At 61.1% G+C, this 15,405-nt stretch carries 15 protein-coding genes and 1 tRNA gene; 3 read left to right on the forward strand and 13 right to left on the reverse strand.

Annotated elements, in window-relative coordinates; genetic code table 11:
• The 7 genes from ABIE28_RS09685 to ABIE28_RS09715 all read right to left on the reverse strand — a co-directional run bounded on the left by ABIE28_RS09685 (position 1) and on the right by ABIE28_RS09715 (position 6,968).
• Positions 1-1,116, reverse strand: a complete 1,116-nt coding sequence (locus ABIE28_RS09685; protein ID WP_354062369.1) for a mandelate racemase/muconate lactonizing enzyme family protein — start codon at positions 1,114-1,116, stop codon at positions 1-3.
• Between the two features lie 8 nt (positions 1,117-1,124).
• A complete protein-coding gene (locus ABIE28_RS09690; RefSeq protein ID WP_354062371.1) occupies positions 1,125-1,997 on the reverse strand; it encodes a substrate-binding domain-containing protein in 873 nt (290 codons plus the stop codon).
• A 360-nt stretch (positions 1,998-2,357) separates the two neighbouring features.
• Positions 2,358-3,407, reverse strand: coding sequence for an ABC transporter substrate-binding protein (locus tag ABIE28_RS09695; protein ID WP_354062373.1), 1,050 nt, complete (start codon positions 3,405-3,407; stop codon positions 2,358-2,360).
• 39 nt (positions 3,408-3,446) lie between these two features.
• Entirely contained in the window at positions 3,447-4,280 is an 834-nt protein-coding gene (locus ABIE28_RS09700) for an ABC transporter permease (protein WP_354062375.1), read from the reverse strand.
• The gene (locus ABIE28_RS09705; protein WP_354062377.1) at positions 4,277-5,116 is read right to left on the reverse strand and encodes an ABC transporter permease; all 840 of its coding nucleotides are present in this window, start codon (positions 5,114-5,116) and stop codon (positions 4,277-4,279) included. Before ABIE28_RS09705 ends, ABIE28_RS09700 begins: the two co-directional genes overlap by 4 nt.
• Positions 5,110-5,874 (reverse strand): MBL fold metallo-hydrolase, encoded by a 765-nt coding sequence (locus tag ABIE28_RS09710; protein WP_354062383.1) that lies wholly within the window; start codon positions 5,872-5,874, stop codon positions 5,110-5,112. The genes ABIE28_RS09705 and ABIE28_RS09710 overlap by 7 nt, the downstream gene beginning before the upstream one ends.
• Positions 5,871-6,968: an ABC transporter ATP-binding protein gene (locus ABIE28_RS09715; protein WP_354062385.1), complete on the reverse strand. Its 1,098-nt coding sequence runs from the start codon at positions 6,966-6,968 to the stop codon at positions 5,871-5,873. Before ABIE28_RS09715 ends, ABIE28_RS09710 begins: the two co-directional genes overlap by 4 nt.
• Positions 6,969-7,153: 185 nt before the next feature.
• Here ABIE28_RS09715 and ABIE28_RS09720 point away from each other — a divergent pair, with 185 nt between their 5' ends.
• Positions 7,154-7,927 (forward strand): SDR family NAD(P)-dependent oxidoreductase, encoded by a 774-nt coding sequence (locus ABIE28_RS09720; RefSeq protein WP_354062387.1) that lies wholly within the window; start codon positions 7,154-7,156, stop codon positions 7,925-7,927.
• On the opposite strand, the gene ABIE28_RS09725 is transcribed toward ABIE28_RS09720, so the two are convergent.
• The 3 genes from ABIE28_RS09725 to ABIE28_RS09735 form a co-directional block, all read right to left on the reverse strand.
• Entirely contained in the window at positions 7,924-8,733 is an 810-nt protein-coding gene (locus ABIE28_RS09725) for an inositol monophosphatase family protein (protein WP_354062389.1), read from the reverse strand. The two genes, ABIE28_RS09720 and ABIE28_RS09725, sit on opposite strands and share 4 nt — an antisense overlap.
• Positions 8,733-9,476, reverse strand: a complete 744-nt coding sequence (locus tag ABIE28_RS09730) for a FadR/GntR family transcriptional regulator (protein WP_354062391.1) — start codon at positions 9,474-9,476, stop codon at positions 8,733-8,735. Before ABIE28_RS09730 ends, ABIE28_RS09725 begins: the two co-directional genes overlap by 1 nt.
• A 171-nt stretch (positions 9,477-9,647) precedes the next feature.
• Positions 9,648-9,739, reverse strand: a tRNA-Ser gene (locus tag ABIE28_RS09735).
• A gap of 140 nt (positions 9,740-9,879) precedes the next feature.
• Here ABIE28_RS09735 and ABIE28_RS09740 point away from each other — a divergent pair.
• Positions 9,880-10,578 (forward strand): outer membrane protein, encoded by a 699-nt coding sequence (locus tag ABIE28_RS09740; protein ID WP_354062393.1) that lies wholly within the window; start codon positions 9,880-9,882, stop codon positions 10,576-10,578.
• 54 nt (positions 10,579-10,632) lie between these two features.
• Here ABIE28_RS09740 and ABIE28_RS09745 read toward each other — a convergent pair whose 3' ends face one another.
• Both ABIE28_RS09745 and ABIE28_RS09750 read right to left on the reverse strand, forming a co-directional pair.
• A complete protein-coding gene (locus ABIE28_RS09745) occupies positions 10,633-11,331 on the reverse strand; it encodes a glutathione S-transferase family protein (RefSeq protein ID WP_354062395.1) in 699 nt (232 codons plus the stop codon).
• 102 nt (positions 11,332-11,433) lie between these two features.
• Positions 11,434-11,874 carry a glyoxalase superfamily protein gene (locus tag ABIE28_RS09750; protein ID WP_354062397.1) on the reverse strand — a complete coding sequence of 147 codons (441 nt, stop codon included), beginning with the start codon at positions 11,872-11,874 and terminating at the stop codon, positions 11,434-11,436.
• 328 nt (positions 11,875-12,202) lie between these two features.
• Here ABIE28_RS09750 and ABIE28_RS09755 point away from each other — a divergent pair, with 328 nt between their 5' ends.
• Positions 12,203-12,976 carry a sulfite exporter TauE/SafE family protein gene (locus ABIE28_RS09755; RefSeq protein WP_354062399.1) on the forward strand — a complete coding sequence of 258 codons (774 nt, stop codon included), beginning with the start codon at positions 12,203-12,205 and terminating at the stop codon, positions 12,974-12,976.
• Positions 12,977-13,144: 168 nt separating this feature from the next.
• Here the strand turns inward: ABIE28_RS09755 and ABIE28_RS09760 are convergent, their stop codons facing one another.
• Complete coding sequence (locus tag ABIE28_RS09760) at positions 13,145-15,238, reverse strand: molybdopterin-containing oxidoreductase family protein (RefSeq protein WP_354062401.1); 2,094 nt, start codon at positions 15,236-15,238, stop codon at positions 13,145-13,147.
• Positions 15,239-15,405 lie beyond the last annotated feature (167 nt).

Below are 15,405 nucleotides of genomic sequence, written 5' to 3' on the forward strand. Positions count from 1 at the left end.
CTAGAGGCGCTGGCTGAACGAGGCAATGGCGGCTTCGGTCAGCGTAGTGCTGGCGCCGGGTTGCTGTGGCCGCACATAGTGGCCACCCTCGACCTTGATCGGCTCGACGAAGCAATCCTTGATCCATGGAATGTATTCCAGCATCGTCGTTGCCGGGTGCCAGTAGGACAGATGGACGTGGATCTGGCCCATATCGCCAACATGGGCGACGATTGGCAGACGGCGCGAATGGGCGCTGTGGGCGACTTGGATATATTCGGTGATACCAGCAACGCGGGTCACATCAGGCTGCACATATTCGACGGCGCGCGCGTCCATGAAGCTGTTGAACGCCTCGGCGGTATAGAGCTGTTCGCCCAGTGCGATCGGAATGGTCGTCGACTGCGCCAGCGCGGCGTGCGAGGCGATATCGTCGTACCACATCGGCTCTTCGAGCCAGAACACGTCCAGTGGTTCGGCCCGAGCGCAGAAGCGCTGAGCGGTGGGCAAGTCCCATTTGCCATTGGCGTCGATGGCGATGGTGACATTAGGGCCAACGGCCTTGCGGACGGCGGCAAAGCGCTCGATGTCGACCATTGGATTGGCATGACCAACCTTGATCTTGAGGCGCTGGAAGCCATCCACTTCGATGGCGCGCTTGCAGCCGTCGACGAGCTTGTCCTTGGGGACGGAGAGCCAGCCGATATCGGTGTTGTAGGCTTCGAGCTTGTCCGATGTGGCGCCGCCGAGCAGTTTCCACAGCGGCAGGCCAGCGGCCTTGGCGCGCAGATCCCAGAGGGCGATATCGATGGCGGCGAGCGCGATGTGGGTGACGCCTGCGCGGCCGACCCACTGAATGGCCGGGTATCGCGCCAGCTTCTGCCAGAGGCGGTCGCTATCCTGCGCATCCTCGCCCATCAGCAGCGGGCCGTAGGATTTGTCGATACAAGCGGTCACCAGCCGGTCGGTTTCGAGGTGGGCGTGGGTGCCGGTGTAACCGTAGCCGAACAGGCCGTTGTCGCTGCCGATCTTGACGCCCACCACGCCCCAATGGGTGATCGTGTGGGTGGAATCCGAGATCGACGGCACGTTGACCGGGACATGCAGGATGAATGGCTCGATGGAGATGATTTTCATGACGGACCCTAGCGGATGAAGTCTTTGCTGAGTTTGAGAACCGAACCGACATTGTGCCGGTCGACGATTGCGGCACCGGCGTCGAGCGACGGCGGCATGAGGCCAAAGCGGAGATAGAGCGCCAGCTGGACGACCGGGTAATAGCCCTGCAGGTAGGGCTGCTGGTCGATGGTGCAGTCGAGGTGCCCATCGCTGATGAGGTCGACGATGCCGGGCGACAGATCGAAGCCCGCGGCGTAGATTTGGCCTTGCGGCTGGGCCTGCGCGACAAGACCGGCGGCTTCGCTATCGGGCTGACCGGTGCCGATGATGACGCGGGCTGGGAAGTCCTTCAGCACGGATTGCAGCAGGTCGGCGCCTTTGTGCGGCTCCCTGCCGGTCACGACGTAGCGGATGTTGGCGTTGCGGTCGGATAGACCACGCGCAATCCCTGCCCCACGCTGTTCCAGTGCGCCGACGCCTTCGTCGTGCATGGTGATGATGACTTTGTCGCCGTCGGCGAGCGTGGCTGCAGCGCGGCGTCCGAGGGCTTCACCGGCGGTAATGAAGTCCTGCATCACATAGGCCAGGTTGCCACTAGCGCCTTTGGCGGCGTCGATGTTGAAGGCCACGACCGGCACGTTCTGAGCGGCAGCTTCGGCCATGACATCGCTCAATGCGTGGGCGTCGAAAATATTGAGGGCCAGTCCGTCCACATGGTCTGCCAGCGCCTGACGCACCAGAGCCTTGAATTCGGCGAGGTCGAAGCCAGGCGTACCGACGAGACTGGCGTCGACGTTCATCGCTGCAGCGGCATCGGCGAGGCCACGCGATACGACGCGAAACAGCTCCTCATCGGCTGCGATGGTGACGAAGCGAAACGTCAGTTTCCCGGATTTCATCCAGCTCCTCCAAGCTTTCGGCCAGATCACCCAGTGGTCCAGCCATTAAACCAATACTGAAGCAAGTGGCGTTGGTCAATGGCGTTGAGGGAGAGTAAGTTCGGAGGCGAAAGCCGGAAACTTCAAGGTTACGCGATCGCGAAATTTATCAGATACAACAGTTTCTTAGCAGGGTCTAAAACTGTCATCAGAACATGTGTGCCATACTGTTGGACCGCTGGTCGCTCTGCAATTTTCTAACGCGCGAACTCGTGACGCAGACTGAAAATGAAAAAGCCGTGGCGGACATTTCTGTCCACCACGGCCTTACCAGATCAAACGTTTCGCCCGGCGTCGCATGTTCCGACGGGCGGGGTTTGATTACTGGCCGACGACGGCGTTCCAGCCTTCGACGATCTTGGCGACGGCGCCCGAGAAGCTCTCAAGGTTGGTCGGGAAGTGAACATTGGCATAGGCCGAAGCTGGCAGCAGCTTGGCGGCAACTTCGGCTGGCAGGGTCACGTCACGCGTTGGGTGGGCATAGCCTTCGGCGAGCATGACCTGACCTTCGTCGGAGAAGATGAAGTCAATGGCGCCCTTGGCGGCATTTGGGTTTGGCGCGAGGGCATTGATATATTGCGAGAACAGCATGCCAACTGACGCGTCGGATGGGATGATCACTTCGAGCGGCAGGCCGGTCGCGTCGCGCTTGGCGAAACCGTCAAAGTCATAGACCAGCGAGATCGGGCATTCACCCTTCTGGATCGACGCGACATTGAGCACGACGCCGTCGCGCAGGTTGCCGGTGTCACGCAGCTTGGTGAACCAGTCGATACCCGGCTGGACATTGGTCTCGTCGCCGCCATTGGCATAGGCAGCGGCCAGAACCGAGGCGGTGGCATAGGTCGAGACGCGTGGATCGCGCGAGCAGACCTGATCCTTGTATTCTGGCTTCAGCAGGTCATTCCAGGTGGCTGGCAGAACCTTGACCTGATCTGTGTTCACGAGAAACGAGATGGCGCCCCAGTAGCCGGAAGCCCAACGGCCATCGGGATCCTTGAATTCTGGCTTGATCGAATCCCAGCTGGAATTCTTGTAGCTGGCAGCGAGGTTTTCGCCGACCAGACGGCCGAGGAAATCATAGCCGATGTCGGCAATGTCCATGACTGGTGCGTTCTTTTCGGCCAGCAGGCGGGTGATTTCTTCAGCCGAGGTCATGTCGGTGTCGACGTGCTCGACGCCGTAGATTTCCTCGATGCGGCCGAAGATGTTGCCGAGGTTCACCCAGTCATCGGACATGCCGTAGCTGATGAGGTTGCCTTCCTTGTGGGCGGCTTCGGTGATTTCTGTCGTGCTCTGGGCATGAGCCGAGGCGATGGACAGGCCCAGCACGGCGACGCTGGCAGCTTGTTTCAGGATCGACTTGAACATTGGATATTTCCTTGAGGAGAAAGGTAGACAGACAGGCGATCACGCGGTGGCGGAGGACCCACGCGTGGAGGGACGGCGTGCCGAAGACGACAGCAGCGCCATCGACACCAGCCAGGCAGCGGAGAAGCTGATCAGTGCGAGCGCACTGGCCTGACGGGCATCGAAACGGGTGAATTCGACCAGGTAGATGGGGAAGGTCTTGAGACGTGTCCCCACCAACAGATTGGCCAAAGCGAACTCGGCGAAAGCGGCCGAGAAAACCAGAAGACTGCCGCTGACCAAGCCACCGCGAATATTGGGCAGGATGACCTTGAGGAAGATCTGGACATCATTGGCGCCAAGGCTGCGGGCAGCATTGGAGAGGGCCGCCGTATCGATGGCCTCGAGCCCGTTCATGATGGCGCGGTACATGAAGGGCAGCGTGATCACGACATAGGCGGCAACCAGCATGGCGGGCGTATTGACCACCGCAATCGGCAGCGGCGAATAGAGCCGCACGAGACCCAAAGCCAGCACGACAGCCGGAAAGCCGAAGGGCAGGATGACCAGTACTTCCATCAGCGGCTTGGCGCGCGGGACGCGGGTGTGGACCCAGAACGCCGTCGGGGCGATCAACGCCAACGAGGCTAGAACGGTCGAGAGCGAGATGGTCAGCGAATTGGTCAACGAGCGCTGGAAGCCGCGCTCTGAGGTGACCTTGATCCACCAATCGAACGTCAACCCTTCGGGCAGGATGGAGCGATCCCAGCGGATGGAGACGGAGAACAGTGCCGTCGCCACAACGGGCAGGATCATGAAGGCAAGGAACAGGCCGATTGTGATGGCGCGGAACGACAGGCCGGCGCGCACTTTTGGGGAGAGGTTCTGGCTCATCTCGACACGGTCCTTTCACGGCGGGAAAAGACGCGCTGCAGAAGGATGCTGGCGGCCATGACGAGCATGGAGAGGACAGCGATGGCGTCGGCCAACGCTGGATCGAGCTGCACTTCACCGCGGATAAGGGCGGCGATCTGCACGGTGACGAGTTCGACCGAGGAACCGGTCAGCGTCCAGGCCGTGGCATAAGCACCGAAGGAATTGGCAAACAGCAGGCAGAAACAGCTGGCAATGCTTGGGCGCAGTAGCGGCAGGCCGACGAGGAGCCAATAATTGCGTGGATCGGCGCCTAGGCTGGTGGCCGCCTCGCGCCATTCCTTGCGCAGGCCCTGAACCGACGGCAACAACAGAAGGATAGCCAGCGGGATTTGAAAATAGAGATAGGCGACGACCAGTCCGCTGATCGAATAGATGCGGACGCCGGGATAGAGCGTGATGCCGACCTGAGCGAGCAGCATGGTGATCATGCCGGTGGAGCCCAGCGCGATGATGAAGGCAAAGGCCAGCGGCGCCCCGCCGAAATTGGCTGCGACGGTCGAAAGCGCGATTATGCCATCGCGCCAGCGACTGCTGCGGCCGGTGACCAACAGATAGGCGATGACGAGCCCAGCCAACGTGCCGAGCGACGCCGTGGCCAGCGACAGGCCGATACTGTTGGCAAAACCGGTGACGATGGTCGGACGTGCGGCACGGGCGAAATTGGCGAACGAGAACATGCCCGCGTCGGAAAAGGCCGACCAGACGAGCCCACCTAGTGGCAACAGTTCAAGGGCCAGAACGAAGATCAGGAAGGGTGCAAGGCCTAACCAAGCGGCGTGGGGGCGTTTCAGCATGTGACCACCGCGCCATCCGTGGTGACGGTTATTTCGCCACCAAACATCGTGCCAGCCTGTTCGAGCACCAGAGCATGCTCAATGGACGGGTAGGTGTGCGTCAGCACAAGGTGGCGCACATTGGCGCTTTGGGCGATGCGTGAAGCGGTGATGGCTGTGAGGTGGTCTTCGGTCGGATAGCCGCCGCTGAAAGAACACTCGCAGAGGAACAGATCAGCATCGCGCGCGATTTCGACCAGCGCAGGCACGTCAGTAGCGTCCCCGCTATAGACGAACGCCCTGCCCTCGTATTCGAGGCGGAACGCGATACTGTTGCTGGTGTGACCGGTGAGCGCGACCTCAACCGCGATGCCGTCGATCTGGTGGCGGCCGACGCTCAGCTCATTGAACTGTAACGCGTAGGTTTCCGGAATGGCGTCGCGGAAGATGGTCAGCAGGCGCGTGACGAATTCCTCAAGACCGTAGCAACCGATCAGGCGCAACGGCTTGATGCGCTGCCAGCCGGGCGTGGCATTGTTGGCCTGCAGCAAGGTCACGACGTCAAGAACGTGGTCGGGGTGCAGATGGGAGATGAACAGCGTGTCGATCTGACGGTAGTCGACGCCATGCGACGCCAGCCGGCCGAGTGCGCCGGGACCGAGATCAAAGATGTAGCGGCGATCGCCGAGCTCGAGCAGGTGGCAGGACGGCGAACGGCCGTGGGCGGGCAGAATAGTGCCGGCTCCGACAACGGTGAGCTTCATACTGGCTGGGCTCATGCTGCGGCTCCCAAGATGACGTGGCAGGCTTCGGGCGCAAAGCTGGCGCAAACGCGATCGCCGATTTTCCAGCTGGCGCCATGCGCGGCAGGCACATTGGCGGCAAGGCAGAGGCCGGTGTCGGTCTGGATTTCGAGATGGCGAGAACCACCCTGGAACGTGCTGCCGGCCACAGTTCCGGAGACGGCATTACTGCCCGGCTGGGACGTGTTGGGTCCAACGCTGACGGCGTCAGGCCGCACGACGAGGGCCAGTGGCGCTCCAGTAACAGCTCCTGCCAGAAGGCTTGGCGAGACCGTCGCGTCGAATGCCCCGAGATCGATTTGGCCGTTAGCCGGATCGGCCACCCTGCCCTCGAAGATATTGCCGCGTCCGATAAAGCCAGCGACGAAGCGCGTGGCCGGGCGGGCATAGATATCTTCAGGTATACCGACCTGTTCGATGCGTCCGTCGCGCATCACGACGACGCGATCTGAAATGGCCAGCGCCTCTTCCTGGTCGTGCGTGACGAACAGCGTGGTGACGCCGAGCCGCTGCTGGATGTCCCGAATGGCATTACGCAGCTCAAGCCGAATGACGGCATCGAGCGCACTCAGCGGCTCGTCGAGCAACAGCATTTGCGGATTGATAGCCAGTGCGCGAGCGATCGCGACGCGCTGCTGCTGGCCGCCACTCATCTGGTCAGGGAATTTGTCGCGCGCATGGGGCAGACCGACCAGCGTCAACAGTTCATCGACGCGGGCGGCTATTTCCGTTCTATGGCGGCGGGCGAGACGCAGACCGAAGGCGACGTTGTCGGCGGCGCTGAGATGGGGGAACAGCGCGTAGTTCTGGAACACCACGCCCATGCCACGGCGATGGGCCTGTTCGGACAGGATATTGCGGCCGCCAATGGTGACGGAACCGGCAGTCGGGGTTTCAAAACCAGCGATCAGGCGGAGCGTCGTCGTCTTGCCGCAGCCCGATGGACCAAGCAGCGAAACAAGCTCACCACGACCGATATCGAGATCGAGATGGCGCAACGCGTGTTGCGCATCAAACCGCTTGTCGAGCCCCTGGATCCGCACCCAGATATTGTCTTCAACCGCCGTCACGTAATGCCTCGCTTGGATAACGCGGCACCTTCAATCACGGGCGAATGACGGCCTCATGACAATCTTCATATTATTCATACTATATGGAAAAGCGGGGTTTCCGCTGCGCTAACCAGTCGCAAAACGAGTGTCACAAAAGCTTGGTAACGGAGCGCGAAATCCCTTTTTTTTGCTGGACTGACGACATGACAACCAAGCGCTATGCCAACTACCCGAGCCTTGAGGATCGCAGCGTCTTCATCACCGGCGGCGCCAGCGGTATTGGCGAAAGCCTGGTGCGTAGCTTCGCCGCGCAAGGCGCAAAAGTGGGCTTCATCGATATCAATGAGGCGGCAGGCCACGGTTTGGTGGAGGAGATTGCCGCGAGTGGCGCGCGGGCTCCAAGTTTTATCGCGTGCGACTTGCGAGACGTCGACGCGCTGGCTTCTGCCATCGCATCAGTAGCAGGCAAACAGGGGCCGATTTCGGTGCTGTGCAACAATGCCGGCAATGATGACCGGCACCAGACGCTCGATATCGATGCTGCCTATTGGGACGACCGGATGGCGGTCAATCTGCGGCATCAGTTCTTCGCGGCCAAGGCCGTCATTCCGCAAATGCGACAGCTGGGCGGTGGCTCGATCATCAACTTCGGCTCGATCACCTGGATGGTCGGCGACGCCGATTGCCCGGCCTATGTGACCGCAAAGGCCGCTGTTTATGGCATGACGCGGGCGCTGGCGCGCGAGTTCGGCCCCGCCGCCATTCGTGTCAATTGTCTCGTGCCTGGCTGGGTGATGACCGAGCGGCAGAAGGCGCTGTGGGTCAACGAGTCGGGCGAAAAGCAGATCGACGAGCGGCAATGCCTGACCAAGCGGCTCGTGCCAGACGACATTGCGCGCATGGCGCTGTTTCTGGCGGCCGACGACAGCGCGATGTGCACCAGCCAGCAGTATATCGTCGATGGGGGCTGGGTTTAGGAGCCGAGCAGCGAACCGCCGGTCCAGAACTGGGTCTGGGCGACTTCGGACAGGCTGGTTTGCAGAGCGCGTGCGGAGGCCAGAACGGGCTGGCCCTGCGTGAAATCACGATCCAGCGCGAAAGGCATGGACCAGCCGCCAGCTTCCTCCACCAGCAATAAGCCGGCTAGGACATCCCAACTATAGAGGTGTTCTTCGACATAGCCATCGATACGGCGACAGGCGACTTGTGCAAGCCCCAGGGCGGCGGAGCCTTGCTGGACGAAACTGAAGCCTGCGGAAAGCGCTCGATCGAGCAGCGCAACATAACGCGACTGCGGCAGCTTGGTTGAATAGCCGATGTCGATCACGGCGCGCCCTGGCGCAGTGACCTGTGAGGCGCGGATCGGTTGGCCGTTGAGACTTGCGCCTTCGCCGCGACGCGCGGCGAACAGTTCGGCGGTGGCTGGATTGTAGACGACGCCAAACTCGACTGTCCCATCGGCGACGAAAGCCACCGAGATGGCGAAATGGGCGATCCCACGGGCGAAGTTCTGCGTGCCGTCGATGGGGTCGACTACCCACATGGCTGAGGCGCCCTGCCCGAGGCTTTCCTCGGTCAGAATGCCGTCATCGGGAAAGGCGCGGCGCAGTTCGTCCTGAAACAGTGCGTCGATCTGCAGATCCACATTGGTGACCAGATCGTGGCGACCCTTTTCGCTAATCTCCACGCTCGTCGAGCGGAAACCGGCCAATGCCAATGCGCCAGCCCTCTGGCACAAGGCGTGCGTTGCCGCGTAGCGAGCGTCAATCTCGGAGCGGTGCATCAGATCTCTGCCCGGGCTTCGCGACGCGTCGAGAGCGACCGCGTGACGTCGTCTTCGGCCTCATCGAGCAGCACAAGCACCGCCGCGCTAGCACCGGTGGCGTCGCCGTTGGTGATGCAATCGATCACCTGGCGATGCAGCGGCAATGATGGACGTTGGCCGCCTGGGTTGTCGTCGGTAAGGCGGAAGCTCATCACCAGCGCGGTTTCGATGACCGAAGCCAGCGAGCCGAACAGTTCGTTGCCAGTCATCCGCAAAATGGCCTGATGGAAGGCGAGGTCGGGCTCGGCGAAGCGGATGCTGTCGTCGGCAAACTGCTCCATCTGAGAAAAATGCTCCTCTAGGAGGGCAATATGTTCGGCCGTGGCGCGATTGGCGGCAAGAGCGGCGGCGGCTGGTTCGATGGCGCGGCGTAGCTCAAAGATCGCCTTGGCCTCCTCGGCCTTGACGCCGGCGGCAAAACGCCAGTTGAGCACGTCAGGATCGAGGAAATTCCACTCCTGACGTGGGCGCACGCGGGTACCCGTCTTGGGGCGCGATTCGACCATGCCCTTGGCGGCTAGAACTTTGACAACTTCGCGGATGACTGTGCGGCTGACGCCAAACTGCGTGCTCCAGTCATCGGCATTGGGTAGGGCCGCACCCGGCACAATATCGCCGCGCACGATACTCTGACCCAATTGCGTCAGCACCATTGCATGCAAGCCCCCTGCCGCAACCGGCCGCCCTTTGGGAATCGTCATCAGTCCTCACATCGTGTCGAATGGCGGCACTATGGTTATATCATATGAAGATTGATTGACGGACGTGCGGTTTGTTTGGGAGGGCAATCGGCCACCAGACCGAAGGTTTAGCTGATACCCGACAGCAGCCGTCTGGGCTGTCACAAGGAACATAAATGTCATGGGGGAAAGTGGCGGAGAGGAAGGGATTCGAACCCTCGAGAAGCGATAAAACCTCTGCGCCCTTAGCAGGGGCGTGCCTTCGACCACTCGGCCACCTCTCCGGCACAGGGTGGATACACGGGCAAAGCGCGGATGCGCAAGGGGTATTATCTCGATAGCGGCATTTTCCCCAAGGCAACCCGATCCGGTTGACACTGACTCAGGACCCCGATTTAAGCTTTGTTAACTTGGGAGAACTCCATTGCTTAAAGTTCTTAGCGCCTCAGCTACTTTCGCCGTTCTCAGCGTTTCGGGGGTGATGGCGCAGAACCTGTCGCTGTCGCAGGCAGATCCGATTGCCATGGGCACCTCGGATTTCTCCTGGACCGGCTTTTATGCCGGCGTGAACGGCGGGTATGGCTGGGGCAACCTAACAACCACCAATCTCGACGAGCACGAAACGTTTGACGTGAACGGGGGCATTGGCGGCGTACAAGTCGGCTATAACCAAGATTTCGGCGGTTTCGTGCTCGGCATAGAAGCTGACTTTGGCATTAGCAACGTCACGAAATCGGTGGATTTTTATGACCAGGGGATCTTCTTTGGCACCGCCACCAACGGGGTGAGAAATCTTGCAACTGTCAGGGGCCGAGCTGGTGTGGCGATCGATCGCCTGCTGCCCTACATTACCGGTGGCCTGGCAGTGGGCTCAGGGCAACTACAGTATAATCTGCTTGGGGAAACCTTCGGCAGCACACAAACCCACGTTGGCTGGTCGCTCGGTGCCGGTTTGGAATATGCGGTGAGCGACAGGCTGACCGTCCGGGCTGAGTATCTCTATACCGACCTTGGAACTGCCCACTATGACGCCGCATCGAAGCCACCTTTTTTTTTAGGAACCCCCTTCGACAACAAGATCAATTTCGGCACTGTTCGCGGCGGGATCAACTTCAAGTTCTAGCCTCACGCAGGAGATTGGGTCCGGGATTTGCCCGAACCCAATCGTTGGTGTCGATCAGCGCTGATTGAACAGGATCTTTTGCGCTTCCTTGTCGTCGGCAAGGCTCTTGGCGGTGGCGTCTTTACCCCAGGCGAGGCCGCGTTCGACGGCGGGGCGGGCATTGAGGCGTTCGATCCAGGCGACGACGTTGGGATATTCAGCCTTGGTGATGCCGTAGCGTTCCCAGGCCTGGGCCCAGCCGATGGCGGCGATGTCCGCGATCGAATATTCGCCGGTGATGAAATCCTTGCCTTCGAGCTGGGTGTTCAGCACGCGGAACAGACGATGGGTTTCATCGGTGTAGCGCTTCTGGGCGTAGGGGATTTTCTCGGGCGCGTAGACGTTGAAGTGGTTGTTCTGACCCAGCATTGGACCGAAGCCGCCGACCTGCCAGAACAGCCACTCATCGACCTTGACCTGCGCGCGCGGGTCGGTGGGATAGAGTTGGCCGAACTTGAGGCCGAGATATTTCAGGATCGCGCCGGACTCAAAAATGGAGATGGATTCGCCGCCCGGACCTTCTGGGTCGACGATGGCGGGAATCTTGTTGTTTGGCGAAATCTTGAGGAATTCGGGCGTGAACTGATCACCCTTGCCGATGTCGATGCGGTGGTAGTTCCACGGCACACCGAGCTCTTCGAGCATGATGTGGACCTTCTGGCCATTGGGGGTGGGCAGCGAAAAGGCCTCGATTGGCTTGGTCTGGGTGGTCATGGACGATTCCGTTGGTTGGTTCGACGTTTGCACCAGATATATCGGTCATTTACGATGAAGGGCAAGGCGTGTCGGCGCCCTGCCCTTTTGTTGTCGCTGTGATCATGCGCGACGCAGAACCATCTGCGGATTGCCATTGCCGCGCATGGCGGACGACACGCCGCGCAAGTCCACGGTCGACACCACACGCTGGCGGAGCGCCGCGAACATGAAGGTCGGCGTGACGTTCACCGGCTCGTCGAAATTGATGGTCACCTTGTAGGTGGCCATATCGCTGAGCATCTGCACGCCGATCAACATGCCGGTGAAAGGCTGATCGAGGTAGAGCCCACTGACGCGCATGCCGACCTGCCAGGGAGAGACGATGCGATCGGGCAAGGCGGCACGGGCAGTGTTCCAGTCGCGATAGCCGTGCGAGCGGGCAACCACTTCGAGGGCAGCACCATGGGACAGGGTTTCGCCAGCATCGGCGCGCTGTAAACGCAGGGCCTTGGCTTCGGATTTGAGGGTTTGGGCGGATGGGGTATCGAGCGAAAACGACATGACTTAGGTCCTCTCATTTGCAATGAGGCGACTATTCCATGGGGGCTCGCGTTGCCATGATGCGCCTTGCAAGGATGAACCGTTGGTTCGTTCTCAAGCTTGGGTCTGGACTTCACCATCGGATTTGCATCCGGCGAGCGGCGGGTGCCAGCGACCTGAGACGGATATGATCCTCCGTACCTATTTTGTCAACTACAGCGCCCTGTCGATCAATTGGGGTGATGAGGCGATCAAGTGAAAACGTTGGGCAGACGCGGGGATGCGGGGTATGGGCTGATGTTTGAGGGTTTGCCCGGCCCATGCCGGTCGTGATGGGGTTGTAGATCAGATGATTATCGAGACGCTGTTCCTGCTGATTGCCGGCCTGTTGGGTGGCGCGGTCAATTCGCTGGCCGGAGGTGGCTCGTTCATCGTGTTCCCCGCTCTGCTCGCCGTTGGCGTGCCGCCGGTGATCGCCAATGCGTCCAACACCTATGCAGCCCTGCCCGGCTATGCCAGCGGCGCGTATGGCTATTGGCATGCCATGGTCAAGTACAAGGACCGGCTGGTGCTCTACACGATCATGGCCGCCGTGTTTGGCTATGTCGGCGCGGAACTGCTGCTGGTCGTGTCGGACGAGCAGTTCGGACTGGTCGTGCCATGGCTGATGGCCTTTGCCGTGCTGCTGTTTATTTTCGGCAACCAGATCAATGGCTTTGTCGCGGCGCGTAGTGGTGGTCGGCGCGGCATGAAGCTGCTGGGCAGCGGGCTGCTGCTGCTGTTCCTCGCCGGTGTCTGCGTCTATGGCGGGTTCTTCAATGCGGGCCTTGGCATCTTGCTGCTGGCCTTTCTGGCAACGGCCGGGATGAGCGATATCCACGCGATGAACGGGCTGAAGCTTTACGTTTCGGCTGTCGTTGCGCTGGTGGCGGTGGCGCGGTTTGCGTTCAGCGGCTCGATCGACTGGTACCACGGCTCGATTGCGCTGGTTGGCGTGGTGATCGGCGGCTATGTGGCAGCCAAGAACGCCCATCGCATTCCCACCCAGTGGATCCGATATGCAGTCATTGTATATGGGGTCTTCATGACCGGGTATTTCTTTTGGGGCGCTTATTTTTCGTGAGGGGCCGAAACCCTAGTCGACACCGTGTTCCTTCGTCATTGCCCGGCTTGTCCGGGCAATCCATGCTTCAGCAGATGTGGAGAGATGGATTACCCGGACAAGCCGGGTAATGACGATGGGACAAAAATAGCGCCCCTTGGCCTGCTCCACTCCCGTCACTCATCCCAATCACTCAGCCCGTCTGATCCAGACCGCTGCATCGTGGAAGGTGGCGCCGCCGAAGGGTGGGGCTGGGGTGGCGTTGGTTAGGGTGTTGATGCCCTTGCCGCCGCGGTGGGATTTGTTCTGGTGGAGGCCTTCGGCGATCAGGACGCCGGTGGGCAGGCCGGTGCGGATGCGGGCGGTTAGATCGACATTACCGCGACGATTACCGACGGTGACGAACTGCCCCTCTTCGATACCCAGACGTGCCGCGTCTTCAGGATGAATGAAGACGGACGGGACGCCCTCGCGCTTCTGGCTGCCCGGGGTTTCGTTGAAGGACGAATTGAGGAAGGCGCGCGCCGGGCTGGTGGCGAGGCGGAATGGGTGGGTGTCATCGGTGGCTTCGGTGATGGCCCAATGGTCGGCGAAGCGCGGCATGTCGGCCGGGTCGCAGGTCCAGAAATAACCCTTCTTGTCGGCAACCGCCTGCCAATTGGGCTCAAAGCGGAAACGCTTGTCGGGCCAGGCGAAGCCATCGGCAAAGCGGGCAACGGCATCGGGGCGTTCGCGATCGACGAAGCCGGTTTTTTCGACCTCAGCCAGATCGGGATAATTGGAACGGCGGAAGGTTTCGGCGATGACGTCGCGATCTTGGGTGCGGAAGATATCGTCGTCGAGGCCAAGGCGCAGGGCCAGCGCGTTGACGACTTCATGGTTGGAGCGCGTATTGGCCAGCCGGTCGATCACCGCTGGCCCATAGAGGACGCGGGTGTGGCCGCCGCGCGTGTAGTAGTCATTGTGCTCGAGGAACATTGTGGCCGGGAGCACGATATCGGCCAGTTCGGCCGTCTCGGTCATGAACTGTTCGTGGACCACGGTGAACAGGTCTTCGCGCTCGAGACCGCGACGGGTCAGGGTCTGGTCGGGCGCGACGGAGGCCGGATTGGTGTTTTGCACGATCATGGCCATGACCGGCCCGCCATGCTTGAGCGCCTTGGCATCGCCGGTCAAGATCGGGCCGATCTCCGACATGTCGAGCCAGCGCGGATCGCCCTTTTGCAGATGGGTGCCTTCGAGGCGCGACTTATCGAGCTTCCAAGTACCCGAATTGGAGTGGAAGGCGCCGCCGCCACGGTGTTGCCAGGCGCCGGTCATGGCCGGAATGCAAAGGGCGGCGTGCATGGCGGTCGAGCCATTGCGCTGGCGAGTGAAGCCATAGCCGAGGCGGAAATAGCTGCGTGGCGTGGTGCCGACGAGGTGGGCGAAAGCGGTGATGTCTTCGACCGTGAGGCCCGTGATGTCGGCGGCCCATTCTGGTGTCTTTGTCGCCAGATGGGCTTCGAAATCGGGGCCGAAATCGGTGTACTTTTCCATATAGGCGCGGTCGGCAAGATTGTCGCGCAAGAGGATATGCATGACAGCGACAGCCAGCGCGCCATCTGTGCCGGGGCGCAGCACGAGGCCCAGATCGGCCTGCGCCATGGTGGCGGTCTGATAGATGTCGATGACGACGATCTTGGCCTTGCGCTCCTTTTTGGCGCGCATGGCATGGGTCATGACATTGACCTGGGTGTGCACGGCATTGGTGCCCCAGATGACGACGCAGTCGCTTTCGGCCATTTGCTCGGGATTGACCCCGCCCAACATGCCGGTGCCGGCGATATAGCCGGGCCACGACGTGCCGGTGCAGATGGTGTCGTATTGGCGCGAATAGCCCTTGGCGGCGCGCAGCCGGTCGATGCCGTCTCGGTGCACGTGGCCCATGGTGCCGGCATAGTAATAGGGCCAGATCGCTTCGGGGCCATGTTCGGCTTCGATTGCCGTGAAGCGGGCGGCGATCTCGTCGAGGGCTTCGTCCCAGCTGATCGGCTCGAACTGGCCGCTGCCCTTGGGGCCGGTGCGGCGCAGCGGCTGGGTCAGGCGCTCGGGGTGATGCACGCGCTCGGCATAGCGGGCGACTTTTTCGCAGATGACGCCGGCGGTGTATGGATCGTCCTTGGCGCCGCGCACCCGGCCAATGGTGTGCGCGTCGATGATGTCCACATCCAGCGCACAGGCGGATGGGCAATCATGCGGGCAGACCGTGCGGGCGGTGCGGAGGACGACAGGCTGGTTCATGGGGCCAAATTATCCGAGAGGCAGGTTGCGCTCAATTGAATTGGCGTGATGGCGGGTATTCGCGGCAGGAATGGCATGGCGAAGCGCCGCCTGAATTGCGGGTGTCATGACAGGCGGAGCCCCGAGACGGTTTTCGCCCCTGGTTTAGGTAAGTTTGTGAGACGAAA

Source organism: Devosia sp. 2618, from assembly GCF_040546815.1.
Lineage (GTDB): Bacteria > Pseudomonadota > Alphaproteobacteria > Rhizobiales > Devosiaceae > Devosia.

Excerpts from the sequence above, each read along its gene's own strand:
- ABIE28_RS09685 (WP_354062369.1), bottom strand. The coding sequence starts at position 1,116 with ATGAAAATCATCTCCATCGAGCCATTCATCCTGCATGTCCCGGTCAAC.
- ABIE28_RS09690 (WP_354062371.1), bottom strand. The coding sequence starts at position 1,997 with ATGAAATCCGGGAAACTGACGTTTCGCTTCGTCACCATCGCAGCCGAT.
- ABIE28_RS09695 (WP_354062373.1), bottom strand. The coding sequence starts at position 3,407 with ATGTTCAAGTCGATCCTGAAACAAGCTGCCAGCGTCGCCGTGCTGGGC.
- ABIE28_RS09700 (WP_354062375.1), bottom strand. The coding sequence starts at position 4,280 with ATGAGCCAGAACCTCTCCCCAAAAGTGCGCGCCGGCCTGTCGTTCCGC.
- ABIE28_RS09705 (WP_354062377.1), bottom strand. The coding sequence starts at position 5,116 with ATGCTGAAACGCCCCCACGCCGCTTGGTTAGGCCTTGCACCCTTCCTG.
- ABIE28_RS09710 (WP_354062383.1), bottom strand. The coding sequence starts at position 5,874 with ATGAGCCCAGCCAGTATGAAGCTCACCGTTGTCGGAGCCGGCACTATT.
- ABIE28_RS09720 (WP_354062387.1), top strand. The coding sequence starts at position 7,154 with ATGACAACCAAGCGCTATGCCAACTACCCGAGCCTTGAGGATCGCAGC.
- ABIE28_RS09725 (WP_354062389.1), bottom strand. The coding sequence starts at position 8,733 with ATGCACCGCTCCGAGATTGACGCTCGCTACGCGGCAACGCACGCCTTG.
- ABIE28_RS09730 (WP_354062391.1), bottom strand. The coding sequence starts at position 9,476 with ATGACGATTCCCAAAGGGCGGCCGGTTGCGGCAGGGGGCTTGCATGCA.
- ABIE28_RS09745 (WP_354062395.1), bottom strand. The coding sequence starts at position 11,331 with ATGACCACCCAGACCAAGCCAATCGAGGCCTTTTCGCTGCCCACCCCC.
- ABIE28_RS09750 (WP_354062397.1), bottom strand. The coding sequence starts at position 11,874 with ATGTCGTTTTCGCTCGATACCCCATCCGCCCAAACCCTCAAATCCGAA.
- ABIE28_RS09755 (WP_354062399.1), top strand. The coding sequence starts at position 12,203 with ATGATTATCGAGACGCTGTTCCTGCTGATTGCCGGCCTGTTGGGTGGC.
- ABIE28_RS09760 (WP_354062401.1), bottom strand. The coding sequence starts at position 15,238 with ATGAACCAGCCTGTCGTCCTCCGCACCGCCCGCACGGTCTGCCCGCAT.